Below are 22,947 nucleotides of genomic sequence, written 5' to 3'. Positions count from 1 at the left end.
GGCGAATAGCGGCGCCTGATTGAGATTAAGGCGGTGTGAGCGTGGATCGGTATGCGCCTGCAATTGACCTGGAACATCGTCTGGCGAGGCGGGAGAAAAGGTGTTGACCGGCAGGGCGGCCTGTCGCCAGACTACCTGAACGGGCTGATTTAGCCCCTGCCAGCAGATAGCGGTACGCAGAATATCGTGGCGGTCAATGATCTGTTGCAGCGCATCCAGAAACGCATCAAGACGTTCACGCCGGTCAAAAGCCACCAGGCTTCTTAACAGATAGGTATCCCCCTGCGTCTGTAATTGATGATGGAACAGAATGCCTTCCTGTAGCGGCGCGAGCGGGTAGATATCCTGCACATTGGCGGCGCCGCCGGATACGGTATCGACAACGGTATCGATCTCCGCCTGGGTGAGTGTCACCAGCGGCAGCAGATCCGGGGTAATGACGGTACAGCCTTCGGGGATGCGGTTGGGCGGGACGACGAAGGCCGCTTCACCCTGATGGTCGTGTATCGTCGCCGCCATCTCATGCAGTACCGGGGTGGTGAAAACGCCGCGTACTTCAAGCTGATAACCCCGGTTGCGCAGTCGTTCAATCAGGCTGACCGCCAGCAGCGAATGGCCGCCGAGTTCGAAGAAATGGTCGTGGCGGCCGACGCGCGTGACGCCCAGCAGATCTTGCCAGATGTCGGCCAGCGCGATTTCCAACTCGCCCTGCGGCGCGTCATAACCCCGGCTGACCACCGCCGTCTGGTCGGGGGCGGGCAGCGCCTTGCGGTCGAGCTTGCCGTTCGGGGTGAGCGGGAAGGCATCGAGGGTGACAAAGGCGCTCGGGATCATATACTCGGCCAGATGTTGGCTGAGCTGCCGGCGCAGGTCGGCGGGGTCAGGCACGGCGTCGGCCTGCGGGCAGAGATAGGCCACCAGCCGGGTGTCGCCGGGGCTGTCTTCGCGGGCGACCACCACCGCTTCCTGTACGCCGGGGCACTGCGTCAGCCGGGCTTCGATTTCACCGGGTTCGATACGGAAGCCGCGCAGCTTGACCTGGAAGTCATTACGGCCGAGGTATTCGATGCTGCCGTCGGGCAGCCAGCGGCCGAGGTCGCCGGTCTTGTAGAGGCGGGCGTCAGAGGTTGTTGAGAACGGGTCGGGGATAAAGCGCTCGGCGGTCAGTTCGGGGCGGTTGAGATAACCGCGCGCCACGCCGACGCCGCCGATATGGATTTCCCCGGCCACGCCAAGCGGCGCAGGCTGGCCCTGCGTATCCAGAATATAGATTTGGGTGTTGGCAATCGGGTGACCAATATCGGGAAGAGGCCGGGTCAGACCGTTTAGCGCGGACCAGATCGTCGTTTCTGTCGGGCCGTACATATTCCACAGCGTAACGACCTGTTGGAGCAACTGCGTGGCCAGCTTTTCAGACAACGCCTCTCCGCCGCACAGCGCCTTGAAGCCGACGGGCAGGGAAAAATCAGGCAGTTGCAATAAAATACGCCAGGTTGAAGGCGTGGCCTGCATAAAGGAAACCTTATGGTGAGCAATCAATGCGGCAAGTTGCTGCGCATCGGCCGCCTGTGTCTGCGTCGCCAGAACGAGTTGCGCGCCGGATAATAACGGCAGGAATAGCTCCAGAATGGAAATATCGAAAGAGAGAGAGGTAACGCCAAGTAATACATCTTCTTGCGCCATACCCGGTTCCTTGCTCATTGAACACAGGAAGTTGACCAGATTGACGTGTTCAATCATGACGCCCTTGGGCTTGCCGGTGGAGCCGGAGGTATAAATGACATAGGCCAGATGGCGCGGCGTCAGCCCCAGCGCCCGGGCATCGGGATTGCCGTCCGGCGTCTCCTTACCGGCGGTGTACGGGGCGTCGAGTATCACGGTAGGCAGGCCGCTATCCAGCCGGGCGATCAGGGCGTGCTGAGTGAGCAGCGTGACCGGTTTGGCATCATCAAGCATGTAGCGCAGGCGCTCGGTGGGGTAGGTTGGGTCGAGGGGTATATAGGCGGCGCCGGCTTTAAGAATGCCGAGCAGACCGATAACCATCTCCAGACCACGCGCCACACAGATCGCGATGCGATCGTCGGGGTGAACGCCAAGCATCAGCAGATGATGTGCCAACTGATTGGCGCGGCGATTGAGTTCAGCGTAACTCAGGGTCTGTTCGCCGAAGACGACCGCGATGGCGTCAGGGCTTCGCGCAGCCTGCGTTTCGAACAGTTCATGAACCAGTAAATGCTGCGGAAAGTCGGCGTCGGTGGCATTGAAATCAACCAGCACCTGCCGACGCTCGGTGTCCGGCAATACCGATATCGTCATGATCGGGCGTTGGGGTTCGACTGCCAGCGCCTCGACCAGACCATAAATGGCGGTCTCCAGATAGTGAGCCACCCGGCCGGGGTCGAGGGGGGCGGCGGTTTGAGCCACCAGACTGAAGCCTTGCCCCTGATCGTCGATCGACAGGGTGAGTGGATAATTGGTACGTTCCTCGGCAGCGACTACGCGTATATATCCTTCGTCGGCCGGGCCTGACTGACTATGACGATAGTTGAGCAGGGCGCTAAACAAGGGAACCGGCGGCGTAATGCCGCTACAGCGCTGGGCCAGCGCCAGCGGCGCCTGTTCATGCTCCAGCAGCGACGTCAGATCGCGGTAGGTGGCCTGCACAACGTCCAGTATGCTGTGGTCGCTGAGAGACATTCGCACGGGTAAGGTATTGATAAACATCCCCATCACCCGGTCAGATCCGGCGATCCCCTGTAAGCGCCCTGACAGCACCGAGCCGAAGACCACATCATGGCGACCGCTGGTGTGTGCCAGTACCAGCGCGTAGGCCACGTGGAACAGCACGCCGGCGCTTACTCCTAAACGTTGCGCCTGAGTGCGAATCGCCGTAGCCAGAGTGATATTCAGTGACAGACGGCACTCCCTTATCTCCGCGCTATCGCCTTGTACATCCAATAAATCAAAAGGCGTCGTAGGAGTATCAACATCAGCCAGCCGATCGCGGAAATAGGTCTCATGTACCGAGAGCGGTACGTTCAGGATCTGGGCGATAAAGTTGCGGTATGGCAACGGCGTCGGTAACGCCTCTTTACGTCCTTGAACCAGCAGACGGATCTCGTTAACAATCAGCGCCAGCGTCACATGGTCACTGACCAGATGGTGGAAACGCAGCGCCAGCAGCCATTCATCATTCTCGGGGTCGGGAGCAATATCCGCGGCAAACAGCGGTGCCTGATTAAGATTAAGGAGGTGTGAGCGTGGATCGGTATGCGCCTGCAATTGGCCCGCAACATCGTCTGGCGAGGCGGGAGCAAAGGTGTTGACCGGCAGGGTGGCCTGTCGCCAGACTACCTGAACGGGCTGATTTAGCCCCTGCCAGCAGATAGCGGTACGCAGAATATCGTGACGGTCAATGATCTGTTGCAGCGCCTCCAGAAACGCATCAAGATATTCACGCCGATCAAAAGCCACCAGGCTTCTTAACAGATAGGTATCCCCCTCCGCCTGTAACAGGTGATGAAACAGTATCCCCTCCTGCAACGGTCCAAGCGGGTAGATATCCTGCACATTGGCGGCGCCGCCAGGCACGGTGTCGATAATCGTGTCGATTTCGTGCTGAGTGAGCGTCACCAGCGGCAGCAGTTCCGGGGTAAGGGCGGTACAGCCCTCGGGGATGAGGTTGGGCGGGACGACAAAGGCCGCTTCACCCTGATGATCCTGTATCGTCGTCGCCATCTCATGGAGTACCGGGGTGGTGAAAACGCCGCGTACTTCAAGCTGATAACCCCGGTTGCGCAGTCGTTCAATCAGGCTGACCGCCATCAGCGAATGGCCGCCGAGTTCGAAGAAATGGTCGTGGCGGCCGACGCGCGCTAACCCCAGCAGATCTTGCCAGATCTCAGCCAACGCGGTTTCCACCTCGCCCTGCGGCGCGTCATAACTGCGGCTGACCACCGCCGTCTGGTCGGGGGCGGGCAGCGCCTTGCGGTCGAGCTTGCCGTTCGGGGTGAGCGGGAAGGCGTCGAGGGTGACAAAGGCGCTCGGCACCATATACTCGGCCAGAGACTCGTTAAGCTGCCGGCGCAGGTCGGCGGGGAGTAATTTAGCGCCGGCCTGCGGGCAGAGATAAGCCACCAGCCGGGTATCGCCGGGGTTTTCTTCGCGGGCGACCACCACCGCTTCCTGTACGCCGGGGCACTGCGTCAGCCGGGCTTCGATTTCACCGGGTTCAATACGGAAACCGCGCACTTTGACCTGGAAGTCGTTACGTCCCAGATACTCAATATTGCCGTCGGGCAGCCAGCGGCCGAGGTCGCCGGTCTTGTAGAGGCGGGCGTCAGACGCCGTTGAGAACGGGTCGGGGATAAAGCGTTCGGCGGTCAGTTCGGGGCGGTGGAGGTAGCCGCGCGCCACGCCGACGCCGCCGATATGGATTTCTCCCGCCACGCCGAGCGGGGCAAGCTGCCCTTGCGCATCCAGAATATAGATTTTGGTGTTGGCGAGCGGTTTACCGATGACCGGCAGCGGGTGTGCATGGTCGATGACGCAGGCGGTGGCATCGACGGTACATTCGGTGGGGCCGTAAACGTTGATAAAGCGGGTGGCGGTGAGCGTGGCCAGGCTTGACCAGGTGTGCGGCGGGATGGCCTCTCCGCCGATTAATACCCCAGCGGGCTGGTAGGCCGGGTCGGCGCCGAGACCGGCATTGAGCAGCCAGTGCAACTGCACGGGGGTGCAGTCGAACCAATCGACGGCGTGACGGGAAAAGTAGCGCCAGAGCTGTTGCGCATCGGCGCGGAGGGCTTCAGGGATAATGACCAGCGTGTGTCCCGACAGCAGTTGGAGCCAGTTTTTAACCGAGGCATCGAACACGATACTGGCGTTGAGGGCGATGCGGCTGGGCCGTTCGAGTGCCAGCAGCGGCTGTAGTGCGCAGGCGAGGTTGAGCACGTTGCGGTGGGCGACCATGACGCCTTTGGGTTTGCCGGTGGAGCCGGAGGTGTAGATGACATAGGCCAGATGGCGTGAGTTCAGCCCCAGCGTCCGGGCATCGGGATTACTCTCCGCATAGGCGGCGGACGCCGGGGTATCCAGCAGCAGAATAGGCCGGGTATCGTCGAATGTTTCCCGCTGTGCGGTCTGGGTAAGCAGGGCGACGGGTTGGGCGTCGTCGAGCATATAGCGCAGGCGTTCGGCGGGGTAAGCGGGATCGAGCGGTAGATAGGCGGCGCCGGCTTTGAGAATGGCGAGCAAACCGACCATCATGTCCAGTCCGCGCTCGACGCAGATGGCGATGCGGTCATCGGGCCGGACGCCCAGCGAGATCAGATGATGCGCCAGTTGGTTGGCCCGGCGATTGAGTTCGTCATAGGTAAGCGCGTTGTCCCCGAACAGCACGGCGATGGCGTCAGGGGTGCGCGCCGCCTGTGCTTCAAACTGTGGGTGGATCAACGTCTGTTGCGGGAAGTCGACGTCGGTGGCGTTAAAGTCCTCCAGCAGTTGCCGGCGCTCGGCGTCCGGCAGCACCGGCAGGTTGAGCGCCGGTTGCTGAGCGGCGCTCTCCAGCGCGGCGGACAGCCCACGTATTGCGGTGACCATATAGCGAACCATGCGTACCGGGTCGACGCCGGCGACGGTTTTGGCCGTCAAACGGAAAGCCTCGCCGAGATCGTCCACCGACAGGGTGAGCGGGTAGTTGGTGCGCTCTTCCGAGGCCAGGATACGTATGCCGTCCCAGCTTTCAGCGCCGGGATCGGACAGGCTGTGGCGGTAGTTGAATAATGCGCTGAACAGCGGCATGGGTTGAGCCACCCCGCTACAGCGCTGGGCCAGCGTCAGCGGCGCCTGCTCGTGCTCCAGCAGGGCCGTCAACGCATGCGAGGCGGTTTGTACGACTTCCTGCGCACTCTGCCTGCCGAGGACGATGCGCAGCGGCAGGGTATTGATAAACATCCCCATCACCCGGTCAGCCCCGGCGTTGCCCTGCAAACGCCCGGACAGCACCGAGCCGAAGACCACATCATCACGACCGCTGGTGTGCGCCAGCACCAGCGCGCAGGCCACGTGGAACAGTACGCTCGGGCTGACGCCCAGACGGCGAGCCTGCGTCCGGATCGTCGCGGCCAGCGCGGTATCCAGCGACAGATGTGCTTCGCTGATCGCCTCGCCGTTGCCCCGCACATCAAGCAGGCCGAAAGGCGCGGTCGGGGTATCGACGTCCGCCAGCCGTTGGCGGAAATAGGCTTCATGCACCGAGAGCGGTACGTTCAGGATCTGGGCGATAAAGTTGCGGTACGGCAACGGCGTCGGTAACGCCTCTTTACGTCCTTGAACCAGCAGTCGGATCTCCTTAACAATCAGCGCCAACGTCACATGGTCACTGACCAGATGGTGGAAACGCAGCGCCAGCAACCATTCGTCGTGAACCGGATCGTGGGCGATGTCGGCGGCGAACAACGGTGCATGACTCAAGTTGAGCCGGTGCTGGCGCGGATCGATATGTGCTTCCAACTGAGTCGGGATATTCTCCAGCGAAGCAGGTACGAAAGTATTGACTGGCAGGACGGCCCGACGCCAGACCACCTGCACCGGTTGGCTCAGTCCCTGCCAGCAGACGGCGGTACGCAGGATATCGTGGCGGTCAATGATCTGTTGCAGCGCATCCAGAAACGCATCAAGACGTTCACGCCGGTCAAAAGCCGCCAGGCTCTTTAACAGATAGGTATCCCCCTGCGTTTGTAACTGATGATGGAACAGAATGCCTTCCTGTAGCGGCGCGAGCGGGTAAATATCCTGCACATTGGCGGCGCCGCCGGATACGGTATCGACAACGGTATCGATCTCCGCCTGGGTGAGCGCCACCAGCGGCAGCAGATCCGGGGTAATGACGGTACAGCCTTCGGGGATGCGGTTGGGCGGGACGACGAAGGCCGCTTCACCATGATGGTCGTGTATCGTCGCCGCCATCTCATGGAGTACCGGGGTGGTGAAAACGCCGCGTACTTCAAGCTGATAACCCCGGCTGCGCAGTCGTTCAATCAGGCTGACCGCCATCAGCGAATGGCCGCCGAGTTCGAAAAAGTGGTCGTGGCGGCCGACGCGCGTGACGCCCAGCAGGTCTTGCCAGATATCGGCCAGCGCGGTTTCCACCTCGCCCTGCGGCGCGTCATAACCCCGGCTGACCACCGCCGTCTGGTCGGGGGCGGGCAGCGCCTTGCGGTCGAGCTTGCCGTTCGGGGTGAGTGGGAAGGCATCGAGGGTGACAAAGGCGCTCGGCACCATATACTCGGCCAGATGTTGGCTGAGCTGCCGGCGCAGGTCGGCGGGGTCTAGTACGGCGTCGGCCTGCGGGCAGAGGTAGGCCACCAGCCGGGTGTCGCCGGGGCTGTCTTCGCGGGCGACCACCACCGCTTCCTGTACGCCGGGGCACTGCGTCAGCCGGGTTTCGATTTCGCCAAGCTCGATACGGAAGCCGCGCAGCTTGACCTGGAAGTCATTACGGCCGAGGTATTCGATGCTGCCGTCGGGCAGCCAGCGGCCGAGGTCGCCGGTCTTGTAGAGGCGGGCGTCAGAGGTTGTTGAGAACGGGTCGGGGATAAAGCGCTCGGCGGTCAGTTCGGGGCGGTTGAGATAACCGCGCGCCACGCCGACGCCGGCGATATGGATTTCCCCGGCCACGCCAAGCGGCGCAGGCTGGCCCTGCGTATCCAGAATATAGATTCGGGTGTTGGCGATGGGACGGCCGATGGGCACAAAGCTGCGCGCATCGTCGCGGCGGCAGGTCCAGTGGGTTACCTCGATCGAGGCTTCAGTAGGACCATACAGGTTATACAATCTGACGTTATCAAAGCGGGCAAAGAAGCGCTGTTGTAAGTCTGATGACAGTGCCTCACCGCTGCAAATAACCCGTTTAAGCGATGTGCCGATGTGCTGTGTTTCCAGCGTTTGCAAAAACAGTTGCAGCATGGAAGGCACAAAATGCAGGGTGGTGACGCCGGCGTCCTCAATCAGTTGAGTGAGATAGCCGGCATCTTTGTGGCCGTCGGGACGGGCCATTACCAGACGGGCGCCGTAGAGCAGCGGCCAGAAGAACTCCCCGACGGAGACGTCGAAACTGAACGGCGTTTTTTGCAGCACCCGATCATCGCAGGTCAGCGCGTCGATACCTTGCATCCAGACCAGACGGTTGCAGAGACCGCGATGATGGTTCATCACGCCTTTGGGCTTGCCGGTGGAGCCGGAGGTGTAGATAACGTAGGCCAGATTAGCGGCGCTCAGCCCCAGCGCCCGCGGGTCTGGGTTGCTGTCTTGACAGGCGTCGAAATCCCCGGTATCCAGCAGGACCACGGGAACGGTATCGGTGTGGACGGCCGTCTGTGCGGACTGGGTAAGCAGGGCGACGGGTTGGGCATCGTCGAGCATAGCGGCAAGGCGCTCGGCGGGGTAGCCGGGGTCGAGCGGAACATAGGCGGCGCCGGCCTTGAGGATACCGAGCAGAGCGACGACCATCTCCAGACTGCGTTCGACGCAAATGGCGACGCGGTCATCGGGCTGGACGCCGAGAGAAATCAAATAATGCGCCAACTGGTTGGCGCGGCGATTGAGTTCGTCATAGCGGAGGAACTGCTGTTCGAACAGCACGGCGATGGCGTCGGGGGAGCGTTCAGCCTGTAGTTCGAACAACTGATGGATCAGGGCATGCTGCGGGAAGTCGGCGTCGGTGGCGTTGAACTCCACCAGTACCTGCCGACGCTCGGTGTCCGGCAATACCGATATCGTCATGATAGGACGTTGGGGTTCGACTGCCAGCGCCTCGACCAGACCACAAATGGCGGTCTCCAGATAGTGAGCCACCCGGCCGGGGTCGAGGGTGGCGACGGTTTGAGCCACCAGACTGAAGCCCTGCCCCAGATCGTCCACTGACAGGGTGAGCGGATAATTGGTGCGCTCTTCCGCGATCAACGTGCGTATCCCATCCCAGCTTTCGTCCGTTGGATCTGACGGGCTGTGGCGGTAGTTGAGCAGGGCGCTAAACAAGGGAACCGGCGGCGTAATGCCGCTACAGCGCTGGGCCAGCGTCAGCGGCGCCTGTTCGTGCTCCAGCAGCGACGTCAGATCGCGGTAGGTGGCCTGCACAACGTCCAGTATGCTGTGGTCGCTGAGAGACATTCGCACGGGTAAGGTATTGATAAACAACCCCATTACTCGGTCCGCCCCGGCGATCCCCTGTAAACGCCCTGACAGCACCGAGCCGAAGACCACATCATGGCGACCGCTGGTGTGTGCCAGTACCAGCGCCCAGGCAACATGGAACAGCACGCCGGCGCTTACTCCTAAACGTTGCGCCTGAGTGCGAATCGCCGTAGCCAGAGTGATATTCAGTGACAGACGGCACTCCCTTATCTCCGCGCTAGCGCCTTGTATATCCAATAAATCAAAAGGCGTCGTAGGAGTATCAACATCAGCCAGCCGATCGCGGAAATAGGTCTCATGTACCGAGGTCGGTACGTTCAGGATCTGGGCGATAAAGTTGCGGTATGGCAACGGCGTCGGTAACGCCTCTTTACGTCCTTGAACCAGCAGACGGATCTCGTTAACAATCAGCGCCAGCGTCACATGGTCACTGACCAGATGATGGAAACGCAGCGCCAGCAGCCATTCATCATTCTCGGGGTCGAGAGCAATATCCGCGGCAAACAGCGGTGCCTGATTAAGATTAAGGCGGTGTGAGCGTGGATCGGTATGCGCCTGCAATTGGCCCGCAACATCGTCTGGCGAGGCGGGAGCAAAGGTGTTGATCGGCAGGGCGGCCTGTCGCCAGACTACCTGAACGGGCTGATTTAGCCCCTGCCAGCAGATAGCGGTACGCAGAATATCGTGACGGTCAATGATCTGTTGCAGCGCCTCCAGAAACGCATCAAGATATTCACGCGTATCAAAAGCCAGTATGCTGCTTAATAGGTAGGCATCCCCTTTTTCCTGTAATTGATAATGGAACAGAATGCCTTCCTGTAGCGGCGCGAGCGGATAAATATCCTGCACATTGGCGGCGCCGCCAGGCACGGTGTCGATAATCGTGTCGATTTCGTGCTGAGTGAGCGTCACCAGCGGCAGCAGTTCCGGGGTAAGGGCGGTACAGCCCTCGGGGATGCGATTGGGCGGGACGACAAAGGCCGCTTCACCCTGATGATCCTGTATCGTCGCCGCCATCTCATGCAGTACCGGGGTGGTGAAAACGCCGCGTACTTCAAGCTGATAACCCCGGCTGCGCAGTCGTTCAATCAGGCTGACCGCCATCAGCGAATGACCGCCGAGTTCGAAGAAATGGTCGTGGCGGCCGACGCGCGCTAACCCCAGCAGATCTTGCCAGATCTCAGCCAACGCGGTTTCCACCTCGCCCTGCGGCGCGTCATAACTGCGGCTGACCACCGCCGTCTGGTCGGGGGCGGGCAGCGCCTTGCGGTCGAGCTTGCCGTTCGGGGTGAGCGGGAAGGCGTCGAGGGTGACAAAGGCGCTCGGCACCATATACTCGGCCAGAGACTCGTTAAGCTGCCGGCGCAGGTCGGCGGGGAGTAATTTAGCGCCGGCCTGCGGGCAGAGATAAGCCACCAGCCGGGTATCGCCGGGGTTTTCTTCGCGGGCGACCACCACCGCTTCCTGTACGCCGGGGCACTGCGTCAGCCGGGCTTCGATTTCACCGGGTTCAATACGGAAACCGCGCACTTTGACCTGGAAGTCGTTACGTCCCAGATACTCAATATTGCCGTCGGGCAGCCAGCGGCCGAGGTCGCCGGTCTTGTAGAGGCGGGCGTCAGACGCCGTTGAGAACGGGTCGGGGATAAAGCGTTCGGCGGTCAGTTCGGGGCGGTGGAGGTAGCCGCGCGCCACGCCGACGCCGCCGATATGGATTTCTCCCGCCACGCCGAGCGGGGCAAGCTGCCCTTGCGCATCCAGAATATAGATTTTGGTGTTGGCGAGCGGTTTACCGATGACCGGCAGCGGGTGTGCATGGTCGATGACGCAGGCGGTGGCATCGACGGTACATTCGGTGGGGCCGTAAACGTTGATAAAGCGGGTGGCGGTGAGCGTGGCCAGGCTTGACCAGGTGTGCGGCGGGATGGCCTCTCCGCCGATTAATACCCCAGCGGGCTGGTAGGCCGGGTCGGCGCCGAGACCGGCATTGAGCAGCCAGTGCAACTGCACGGGGGTGCAGTCGAACCAATCGACGGCGTGACGGGAAAAGTAGCGCCAGAGCTGTTGCGCATCGGCGCGGAGGGCTTCAGGGATAATGACCAGCGTGTGTCCCGACAGCAGTTGGAGCCAGTTTTTAACCGAGGCATCGAACACGATACTGGCGTTGAGGGCGATGCGGCTGGGCCGTTCGAGTGCCAGCAGCGGCTGTAGTGCGCAGGCGAGGTTGAGCACGTTGCGGTGGGCGACCATGACGCCTTTGGGTTTGCCGGTGGAGCCGGAGGTGTAGATGACATAGGCCAGATGGCGTGAGTTCAGCCCCAGCGTCCGGGCATCGGGATTACTCTCCGCATAGGCGGCGGACGCCGGGGTATCCAGCAGCAGAATAGGCCGGGTATCGTCGAATGTTTCCCGCTGTGCGGTCTGGGTAAGCAGGGCGACGGGTTGGGCGTCGTCGAGCATATAGCGCAGGCGTTCGGCGGGGTAAGCGGGATCGAGCGGTAGATAGGCGGCGCCGGCTTTGAGAATGGCGAGCAAACCGACCATCATGTCCAGTCCGCGCTCGACGCAGATGGCGATGCGGTCATCGGGCCGGACGCCCAGCGAGATCAGATGATGCGCCAGTTGGTTGGCCCGGCGATTGAGTTCGTCATAGGTAAGCGCGTTGTCCCCGAACAGCACGGCGATGGCGTCAGGGGTGCGCGCCGCCTGTGCTTCAAACTGTGGGTGGATCAACGTCTGTTGCGGGAAGTCGACGTCGGTGGCGTTAAAGTCCTCCAGCAGTTGCCGGCGCTCGGCGTCCGGCAGCACCGGCAGGTTGAGCGCCGGTTGCTGAGCGGCGCTCTCCAGCGCGGCGGACAGCCCACGTATTGCGGTGACCATATAGCGAACCATGCGTACCGGGTCGACGCCGGCGACGGTTTTGGCCGTCAAACGGAAAGCCTCGCCGAGATCGTCCACCGACAGGGTGAGCGGGTAGTTGGTGCGCTCTTCCGAGGCCAGGATACGTATGCCGTCCCAGCTTTCAGCGCCGGGATCGGACAGGCTGTGGCGGTAGTTGAATAATGCGCTGAACAGCGGCATGGGTTGAGCCACCCCGCTACAGCGCTGGGCCAGCGTCAGCGGCGCCTGCTCGTGCTCCAGCAGGGCCGTCAACGCATGCGAGGCGGTTTGTACGACTTCCTGCGCACTCTGCCTGCCGAGGACGATGCGCAGCGGCAGGGTATTGATAAACATCCCCATCACCCGGTCAGCCCCGGCGTTGCCCTGCAAACGCCCGGACAGCACCGAGCCGAAGACCACATCATCACGACCGCTGGTGTGCGCCAGCACCAGCGCGCAGGCCACGTGGAACAGTACGCTCGGGCTGACGCCCAGACGGCGAGCCTGCGTCCGGATCGTCGCGGCCAGCGCGGTATCCAGCGACAGATGTGCTTCGCTGATCGCCTCGCCGTTGCCCCGCACATCAAGCAGGCCGAAAGGCGCGGTCGGGGTATCGACGTCCGCCAGCCGTTGGCGGAAATAGGCTTCATGCACCGAGAGCGGTAAGTTCAGGATCTGGGCGATAAAGTTGCGGTACGGCAGAGGAGCCGGTAACGCATCGGCGCGATGTTGCAACAATAAACCGATTTCACTCACGATAAGCACCAGCGTCATATGGTCGCAGACCAGATGGTGCAAGCCCAGCGCCAGCAACCATTCGTCGTGTACCGGATCGTGGGCGATGTCGGCGGAGAGCAGCGGCGCCTGATTCAGATTAAGACGCCGGGTGCGTGGGTCGGTATGCGTCTGCAACTGACGCGTAACATCGTTCGGCGATGCGGGAACAAAGGTGTTGATCGGCAGGACGGCCCGACGCCAGACCACCTGCACCGGTTGGCTCAGTCCCTGCCAGCAAACGGCGGTACGCAGGATATCGTGACGATCGATAACCTGTTGTAGCGCAGTAAGGAAAGTATTGAGGCGATCGTGAGTATTAAAGGTCGCCAGATTGCTTAGCAGATAGGTATCGCCCTGCGTCTGTAACTGATGATGGAACAGAATGCCTTCCTGCAACGGAGAAAGCGGGTAGATATCCTGCACATTGGCGGCGCCGCCGGATACGGTATCGACAACGGTATCGATCTCCGCCTGGGTGAGCGCCACCAGCGGCAGCAGATCCGGGGTAATGACGGTACAGCCTTCGGGGATGCGGTTGGGCGGGACGACGAAGGCCGCTTCACCCTGACGGTCGTGTATCGTCGTCGCCATCTCATGAAGTACCGGGGTGGTGAAAATACTACGGACATCAAGCGTCAGGCCCCGGTTGCGCAGTCGTTCAATCAGGCTGACCGCCATCAGCGAATGGCCGCCGAGTTCGAAAAAGTGGTCGTGGCGGCCGACGCGCGTGACGCCCAGCAGATCTTGCCAGATATCGGCCAGCGCGGTTTCCACCTCGCCCTGCGGCGCTTCATAGCCTCGGCTGACCACCGCCGTCTGGTCGGGGACAGGCAGCGCCTTGCGGTCGAGCTTGCCGTTCGGGGTGAGTGGGAAGGCGTCAAGGATGACAAAGGCGCTCGGCACCATATACTCGGCCAGATGTTGGCTGAGTTGCCGGCGCAGGTCGGCGGGGTCTAGTACGGCGTCGGCCTGCGGGCAGAGGTAGGCCACCAGCCGGGTGTCGCCGGGGCTGTCTTCGCGGGCGACCACCACCGCTTCCTGTACGCCGGGGCACTGCGTCAGCCGGGCTTCGATTTCGCCGAGTTCGATACGGAAGCCGCGCAGCTTGACCTGGAAGTCATTACGGCCGAGGTATTCGATGCTGCCGTCGGGCAGCCAGCGGCCGAGGTCGCCGGTCTTGTAGAGGCGGGCGTCAGAGGTTGTTGAGAACGGGTCGGGGATAAAGCGCTCGGCGGTCAGTTCGGGGCGGTTGAGATAACCGCGCGCCACGCCGACGCCGGCGATATGGATTTCCCCGGCCACGCCAAGCGGCGCAGGCTGGCCCTGCGTATCCAGAATATAGATTCGGGTGTTGGCGATGGGACGGCCGATGGGCACAAAGCTGCGCGTATCGTCGCGGCGGCAGGCCCAGTAGGTGACGTCGATAGCGGCCTCGGTGGGGCCATACAGGTTGTGCAATTCGGCGTTGAAGCGGGCAAAGAAACGCTGTTGCAGGTCAGATGGCAGGGCCTCGCCGCTACAGATGACGCGTTTAAGCGAGTCGCAGGGAGAATCGGCCCATTGCACGAACTGTTGCAGCATGGAAGGCACAAAGTGAAGGGTGGTGATGCCGGCGTCCTCAATCAGTTGAGTGAGATAGCCGGAATCCTTGTGGCCGTCGGGACGGGCCATCACCAGACGGGCGCCGTAGAGCAGCGGCCAGAAGAACTCCCAGACGGAGACGTCGAAACTGAACGGCGTTTTTTGCAGCACGCGGTCGTCGGGGGTGAGGTGATAGGCATGCTGCATCCAGACCAGACGGTTGCAGAGACCGCGATGATGGTTCATCACGCCTTTGGGCTTGCCGGTGGAGCCGGAGGTGTAGATAACGTAGGCCAGATTAGCGGCGCTCAGCCCCAGCGCCCGCGGGTCTGGGTTGCTGTCTTGACAGGCGTCGAAATCCCCGGTATCCAGCAGGACCACGGGAACGGTATCGGTGTGGACGGCCGTCTGTGCGGACTGGGTAAGCAGGGCGACGGGTTGGGCATCGTCGAGCATAGCGGCAAGGCGCTCGGCGGGGTAGCCGGGGTCGAGCGGGACATAGGCGGCGCCGGCCTTGAGGATACCGAGCAGAGCGACGACCATCTCCGGGCAGCGTTCAACGCAGAGGGCGACGCGGTCATCGGGCCGGACGCCGAGCGTCAGCAGATGGTGGGCGAGGCGATTGGCGCGGCGGTTGAGTTCGGCATAGGTGAGAACGTGCGCTTCAAACGCCACGGCGATGGCGTCGGGGGAGCGTTCAGCCTGTAGTTCGAACAGTTGATGGATCAGGGCATGCTGCGGGAAGTCGGCGTCGGTGGCGTTGAACTCCACCAGTACCTGCCGACGCTCGGCGTCCGGCAGCATCGGCAGAGTGGCAACCGGTTGTGTCGCGTCGGCGGCCATCGCGGTCAGAACATTTTTCACGTAGCCGACCAGACGGACGATGGTTTCTCGTTCGAACAGGTCGGTCGCATAGATCAGTCCGCCCGCCAGACCCGCCTCGGTTTCAGTGAGCGACAGCGTCAGGTCAAATTGGGTGGCGCTCAGCGTGGGTTCAACCAGAGAGAGCGCCAGCCCGGGGATCGTCAGTTCCTGTGCCGGCGTGTTGTTCAACGCCAGCATCACCTGGACAATCGGGCTATAGCTCAGGCTGCGCACGGGTTGCAGCGTTTCCACCACCTGCTCAAAAGGCAATGTCTGGTGGGCGTAGGCCGCAATAGTCCGTTCACGAACCTGGGAAAGCAGTTCATCCAGCGTACGGCAGCGCCCTGGCTCGACGCGCAGCGCCAACGTATTGACGAAGAAACCAATAAGTCCTTCCGTTTCGCGATGCTGCCGGTTGGCAATCGGGGTGCCGATAACAATATCGTCCTGGCCGCTGAGACGGGCGAGGACCAGCGTCCAGGCGGCGAGCAGCGTCATAAACAGGGTTGTTCCCTGTTGTTTACCAAGCGCCTTGAGTGCGGCGAGCGCCGCGGTATCAATATGGAAAGGGACGACATCGCCGGCATAGCGCTGTACTGAGGGACGAGGTTTGTCCGTAGGGAGTTCCAGCAGCGCCGGCGCGCCCTGAAGCTGGCTTTGCCAGAAGCGGCGCAGTTCTTCAAGCGCCTCGCCTTGCAGCCGATTGCGCTGCCAGACGGCATAGTCGGCGTACTGGATAGGCAGCGGGGGTAAATGTGCTTTTTCTCCATTAAAGGCGGCACGGTAGAGCGCCGCGAGTTCGCGTACCAGGATGCCGAGAGACCAGCCATCGGAGATGATATGGTGTTGGGTGAGCAACAGCAGGTGCTCCTCGTCGCTGAGTTGCAGCAACTGGCCGCGAATGAGCGGGCCTTGCGTCAAATCGAACGGTTCGCGCGCCTCGTGCGCGGTGAGCTCGGCCACGCGTTGGGGGCAGGCGGCGGCATCGAGCGTACGTAAATCGAGACAGGACAAACTGAAGCCGGTGCCGTCGGGGGAAATCTGCTGGCAGGGCTGTCCGTCAATTTGCGTAAAGTGGGTACGCAGGCTTTCGTGACGCGCCACAAGGCCATCAAGCGCGGACGTCAGCGCCTGATGATCAAGCGGCCCGGCGATCCGTAGTATCGTCGGGATATGGTAGGCCAGGCTGGCGGCAGGATTGAGTTGTGCAAGGAACCACAGGCGCTGCTGGGCAAATGAAATAGGGAGTGGACGGCGGCGATCGGCGGCAGGGAGGGTCGTCTGAGCGGCCGGTGCGGTTGCCGTCAGCGTCTGAGCCAGTTCGGTCAGCACCGGATGAGCGAAAAGCTGCTGGATGGTCATGTCCAATGCCAGACGCTGGCGTACGCGTGTCGTGCATTGAACGGCCATCAGCGAATGGCCGCCGAGTTCGAAAAAATTGTCGTGGCGGCCGACGCGCGTGACGCCCAACAGATCTTGCCAGATCTCAGCCAACGCGCTTTCCACCTCGCCCTGCGGCGCGTCATAACCCCGGCTGACCACCGCCGTCTGGTCGGGGGCGGGCAGCGCCTTGCGGTCGAGCTTGCCGTTCGGGGTGAGCGGGAAGGCGTCAAGGATGACAAAGGCGCTCGGCACCATGTACTCGGCCAGATGTTGGCTGAGCTGCCGGCGCAGGTCGGCGGGCGTCGGTTGGGCGTCGGAGCGGGCGCGAAAATAGGCCACCAGTCGTTTCTCTCCCGGGGTATCTTCACGGGCGACCACCACCGCTTCCAGGATACCCGGACACTGCGCCAGCCGGGCTTCGATTTCGCCAAGTTCGATACGGAAGCCGCGCAGCTTGACCTGGAAGTCGTTACGCCCCAGATACTCAATATTGCCGTCGGGCAGCCAGCGGCCGAGGTCGCCGGTCTTGTACAGCCGAGCGCCGGGTGAGCTTGAAAACGGGTCGGGAATAAAGCGCTCGGCGGTCAGCTCGGGGCGGTGGAGGTAGCCGCGCGCCACGCCGACGCCGCCGATATGGATCTCCCCCGCCACGCCGAGCGGGGCAAGCTGGCCCTGTGTATCGAGAATATAAATCCGGGTGTTGGCAATCGGGCGGCCGATGGGCGGGATCTGCTCATCCTGTGCATCACAGAAGTAGACGGTGGCGCAGATGGTGCCTTCCGTCGGGCCATAGGCGTTGATCACCCGGCGTCCGGCGGCCCAGCGTTTGACCAGCGCCGGCGGGCAGGCTTCGCCTGCCAGAGCCAGGGTCTTCAGGTCGGGCAATTCCGCATTGGGGTCCAGCGCGCCGGCCGCCACCGGCGGCAAGGTCACATGGGTGATGGCCTGGGTTTGCAAGGTGTTGAGCAGGGCGGGACCGGGCAACAGGGCGTCACGGGCCGCCAGCACCAGGCACGCTCCCTGAGTGAGCGCGGCGGCCACTTCAAAGAAGCAGGCGTCAAAGCTGAAAGAGGCGAATTGCAACAGGCGGCAAGCGGGCGTCACGTGCAGGATGTCAGCCTGCGCGCGGGCCAGATTGCACAGGCCGCGATGTTCAATCATCACGCCTTTGGGCTTGCCGGTGGAGCCGGAGGTGTAGATAACGTAGGCCAGATGGCGTGGCGTCACCCCCAGCGCCCGGGCATCGGGATTGCTGTCCGGGGTTTTCTCACCGACGGTGTGCGGATTGTCGAGAATGACGGTAGGCAGAGTGACGCCCAATCGGTCCACCAGCGCGGACTGGGTAAGCAGGGCGACGGGTTGGGCATCGTCGAGCATAGCGGCAAGGCGCTCGGCGGGGTAGCCGGGGTCGAGCGGGACATAGGCGGCGCCGGCCTTGAGGATACCGAGCAGAGCGACGACCATCTCCGGGCAGCGTTCGACGCAGAGGGCGACGCGGTCATCGGGCCGGACGCCGAGCGTCAGCAGATGGTGGGCGAGGCGATTGGCGCGGCGGTTGAGTTCGGCATAGGTGAGAACGTGCGCTTCAAACGCCACGGCGATGGCGTCGGGGGTGCGTTCAGCCTGTAGTTCGAATAACTGATGGATCAGGGCATGCTGCGGGAAGTCGGCGTCGGTGGCGTTGAACTCCACCAGTACCTGCCGACGCTCGGCGTCCGGCAGCATCGGCAGAGTGGCAACCGGTTGTGTCGCGTCGGCGGCCATCGCGGTCAGAACATTTTTCACGTAGCCGACCAGACGGACGATGGTTTCTCGTTCGAACAGGTCGGTCGCATAGATCAGTCCGCCCGCCAGACCCGCCTCGGTTTCAGTGAGCGACAGCGTCAGGTCAAATTGGGTGGCGCTCAGCGTGGGTTCAACCAGAGAGAGCGCCAGCCCGGGGATCGTCAGTTCCTGTGCCGGCGTGTTGTTCAACGCCAGCATCACCTGGACAATCGGGCTATAGCTCAGGCTGCGCACGGGTTGCAGCGTTTCCACCACCTGCTCAAAAGGCAATGTCTGGTGGGCGTAGGCCGCAATAGTCCGTTCACGAACCTGGGAAAGCAGTTCATCCAGCGTACGGCAGCGCCCTGGCTCGACGCGCAGCGCCAACGTATTGACGAAGAAACCAATAAGTCCTTCCGTTTCGCGATGCTGCCGGTTGGCAATCGGGGTGCCGATAACAATATCGTCCTGGCCGCTGAGACGGGCGAGGACCAGCGTCCAGGCGGCGAGCAGCGTCATAAACAGGGTTGTTCCCTGTTGTTTACCAAGCGCCTTGAGTGCGGCGAGCGCCGCGGTATCAATATGGAAAGGGACGACATCGCCGGCATAGCGCTGTACTGAGGGACGAGGTTTGTCCGTAGGGAGTTCCAGCAGCGCCGGCGCGCCCTGAAGCTGGCTTTGCCAGAAGCGGCGCAGTTCTTCAAGCGCCTCGCCTTGCAGCCGATTGCGCTGCCAGACGGCATAGTCGGCGTACTGGATAGGCAGCGGGGGTAAATGTGCTTTTTCTCCATTAAAGGCGGCACGGTAGAGCGCCGCGAGTTCGCGTACCAGGATGCCGAGAGACCAGCCATCGGAGATGATATGGTGTTGGGTGAGCAACAGCAGGTGCTCCTCGTCGCTGAGTTGCAGCAACTGGCCGCGAATGAGCGGGCCTTGCGTCAAATCGAACGGTTCGCGCGCCTCGTGCGCGGTGAGCTCGGCCACGCGTTGGGGGCAGGCGGCGGCATCGAGCGTACGTAAATCGAGACAGGACAAACTGAAGCCGGTGCCGTCGGGGGAAATCTGCTGGCAGGGCTGTCCGTCAATTTGCGTAAAGTGGGTACGCAGGCTTTCGTGACGCGCCACAAGGCCATCAAGCGCGGACGTCAGCGCCTGATGATCAAGCGGCCCGGCGATCCGTAGTATCGTCGGGATATGGTAGGCCAGGCTGGCGGCAGGATTGAGTTGTGCAAGGAACCACAGCCGCTGCTGGGCAAATGAAATAGGGAGTGGACGGCGGCGATCGGCGGCAGGGAGGGTCGTCTGAGCGGCCGGTGCGGTTGCCGTCAGCGTCTGAGTCAGTTCGGCCAGCACCGGATGAGCGAAAAGCTGCTGGATGGTCATGTCCAATGCCAGACGCTGACGTACGCGTGTCGTGCATTGAACGGCCATCAGGGAATGGCCGCCGAGTTCGAAAAAATTGTCGTGGCGGCCGACGCGCGTGACGCCCAACAGATCTTGCCAGATCTCAGCCAACGCGCTTTCCACCTCGCCCTGCGGCGCGTCATAGCCCCGGCTGACCACCGCCGTCTGGTCGGGGGCGGGCAGCGCCTTGCGGTCGAGTTTGCCGTTCGGGGTGAGCGGGAAGGCGTCAAGGATGACAAAGGCGCTCGGCACCATGTACTCGGCCAGATGTCGGCTGAGCTGCCGGCGCAGGTCGGCGGGCGTCGGTTGGGCGTCGGAGCGGGCGCGAAAATAGGCCACCAGTCGTTTCTCTCCCGGGGTATCTTCACGGGCGACCACCACCGCTTCCTGTACGCCGGGGCACTGCGTCAGCCGGGCTTCGATTTCACCGGGTTCAATACGGAAACCGCGCAGCTTGACCTGGAAGTCGTTACGCCCCAGATACTCAATATTGCCGTCGGGCAGCCAGCGGCCGAGGTCGCCGGTCTTGTACAGCCGAGCGCCGGGTGAGCTTGAGAACGGGTCGGGGATAAAGCGTTCGGCGGTCAGCTCGGGGCGGTGGAGGTAGCCGCGCGCCACGCCGACGCCGCCGATATGGATCTCCCCCGCCACGCCGAGCGGGGCAAGCTGCCCTTGCGCATCCAGAATATAGATTTTGGTGTTGGCGAGCGGTTTACCGATGACCGGCAGCGGGTGTACATGGTCGATGACGCAGGCGGTGGCATCGACGGTACATTCGGTGGGGCCGTAAACGTTGATAAAGCGGGTGGCGGTGAGCGTGGCCAGGCTTGACCAGGTGTGCGGCGGGATGGCCTCTCCGCCGATTAATACCCCAGCGGGCTGGTAGGCCGGGTCGGCGCCGAGACCGGCATTGAGCAGCCAGTGCAACTGCACGGGGGTGCAGTCGAACCAATCGACGGCGTGACGGGAAAAGTAGCGCCAGAGCTGTTGCGCATCGGCGCGGAGGGCTTCAGGGACAATGACCAGCGTGTGTCCCGACAGCAGTTGGAGCCAGTTTTGGACTGAGGCATCGAACACGATGCTGGCGTTAAGGGCGATGCGGCTGGGCCGTTCGAGTGCCAGCAGCGGCTGTAGTGCGCAGGCGAGGTTGAGCACGTTGCGGTGGGCGACCATGACGCCTTTGGGTTTGCCGGTGGAGCCGGAGGTATAGATAACATAGGCCAGATGGTGTGAGCTCAGCCCCAGCGCCCGGGCATCAGGATTTTTCTCTGGATAAGTGTCAAGCCTATCGGTATCGAGCATGATCACCGGAATGTCGCCGGTGGGTATTTCTACCTGGTTGGTCTGGGTAAGCAGCGCCACAGGTTTGGCATCATCAATCATATAGGTCAAGCGTTCTACCGGATAGGACGGATCGAGTGGCACATAGGCGGCACCTGCTTTCAAGATCCCCATCAGGCCAATTATCATCTCTAGACCGCGCTTGATGCAGAGGACTACCCGATCATCAGGCTGAACGCCTAGCGCAAGCAGACGGTGCGCTAATTGATTGGCACGACGATTGAGCTCCGCATACGTGAGCGACTGTTCCTCAAATACGACAGCGATGGCATCGGGAGTACGTTTTACCTGTTGTTCGAAACGCTTGTGTATCAAGGTGTGTTGTGGGAACTTGGCGTCGGTGGCATTGAAATCCACTAACACCTGCCGACATTCCGTTGGTGGTAGGATAGGCGCGTTCTCAACCTGCATATCCAACGATGTGATGGCGGCGTCGACTAACATGGCTAAGCGCGACTGAATGGCTACAACTTCATCACGGGTCAGATAGTTGGTATCGAAATTGAACTCGATGGTGACGGGGTGGTTTTTATCTTCAAAATTATATTGATAGATGCTGATAGCCAGGGGAAATTGTGTCGCACGATGTGGTGTCTGGAATTCGGTATCCGTACCTTCCACATGAATGTTAAAGCCAAACCATTCAAGCGATAACGTGATATCGAAAAGCTGAGTTCGACCTGTTTTTTGTCTGATTCGCGTGTGCTGATTAATTTCTGTGATGGGTAGGCGTTGATGTTTATAGCAATGGCGCAGTTCCACTGCTACCTTTCGCATGATATCAAGAAAAGAATCCCCTTTAATAATGTTCACACCTACGGGAATGACGGATGAGAACATCCCTATCGTATTCTTTTGTTTGGCATTTCTACGATTATGTATAGGAATGCCAATGACAATGTCTTCCGCTTTTGAGGTTCGAGAAAAATAACACGCCAGAATAGCGTACATAAAATGGAGAATGGAGAACCCCTGCTCGGCCACAATACTTTCGATTTGCTGAAAGTATTGATTTTCTAATTCCCATAGATGGGGTGAGGATAACTTGTATATGTGTTTGTGGCTTGGGTTTGATAGGGGTAGCAATGCCGGAGGTAAGGTCTTAAAACGAGTCAGCCAGAATTTCAGGTCGGATTGATAATTCTTGGTGTTGAGATAAGTCAGATCTTCAGTAACAAATTCAAGATAGGAAGGGGCGACGCCTTTCATTTCCTCCCGGTTAATTAACCGGTTGTAAGTATCTGTCAGATCGTTGAAAAGCAGTTTTAAACTCCAACCATCTGCGACCAGATGATGGCAGCAAAATTGCCAGTACCAACGCGTGCCGCTTACTCGCATCAGTTCGGAACGCCATAGCCTTTCACGCAGATTGAACGGGCGCCCAAATGTTGTATGGATGTGCTGCTGAGTCTGAGTTTCTGCATCATCATATTGTGAGAAATCATACGTGCTTATAGGCTCTGAAATCGCATCAGTGAGTTCCTGAAAAGGTAAGCTATCGGTGTGAACAAGCTGTAAACGCAATGCATCATGACGCGATACAAGAATGTCGAAAGCCTGGCCAAAAAGCGCTTCATCCAGATGCCCGTCGATACGGAGCCGTATGCCGATGTTGTAATTAGGAGAGTCTGGATTAAGCGTCTGGTCAAGCCACACCACTTGTTGAGTAGAACTCAGTGGTAATCTGCAAGAGTTGGAGGAATATTCGTTATTAATTACAGGCTGGCTTTCCTGAGAATGGTTTTGAATAAATGACAT

Annotated in this window: 1 protein-coding gene (only partly in view); it reads right to left on the bottom strand. The window is 61.0% G+C overall.

Annotated features, from left to right (window positions below; translation table 11 throughout):
* A protein-coding gene (locus EH207_RS11145) for a non-ribosomal peptide synthase/polyketide synthase (protein WP_137714047.1) crosses the window boundary here: on the bottom strand, positions 1–22,947 show its 5' portion. 2,844 nt of this gene lie to the left of the window's left edge; 22,947 of the gene's 25,791 nt are visible here — the first part of the coding sequence; its start codon is at positions 22,945–22,947; its stop codon lies beyond the left edge, outside the window.

It is taken from the genome of Brenneria rubrifaciens (assembly GCF_005484945.1).
Taxonomy (GTDB): Bacteria; Pseudomonadota; Gammaproteobacteria; order Enterobacterales; family Enterobacteriaceae; genus Brenneria; species Brenneria rubrifaciens.
The sequence above is the reverse complement of the archived record's forward strand: the minus strand, read 5'-3'. Positions and strand labels throughout refer to the sequence as shown.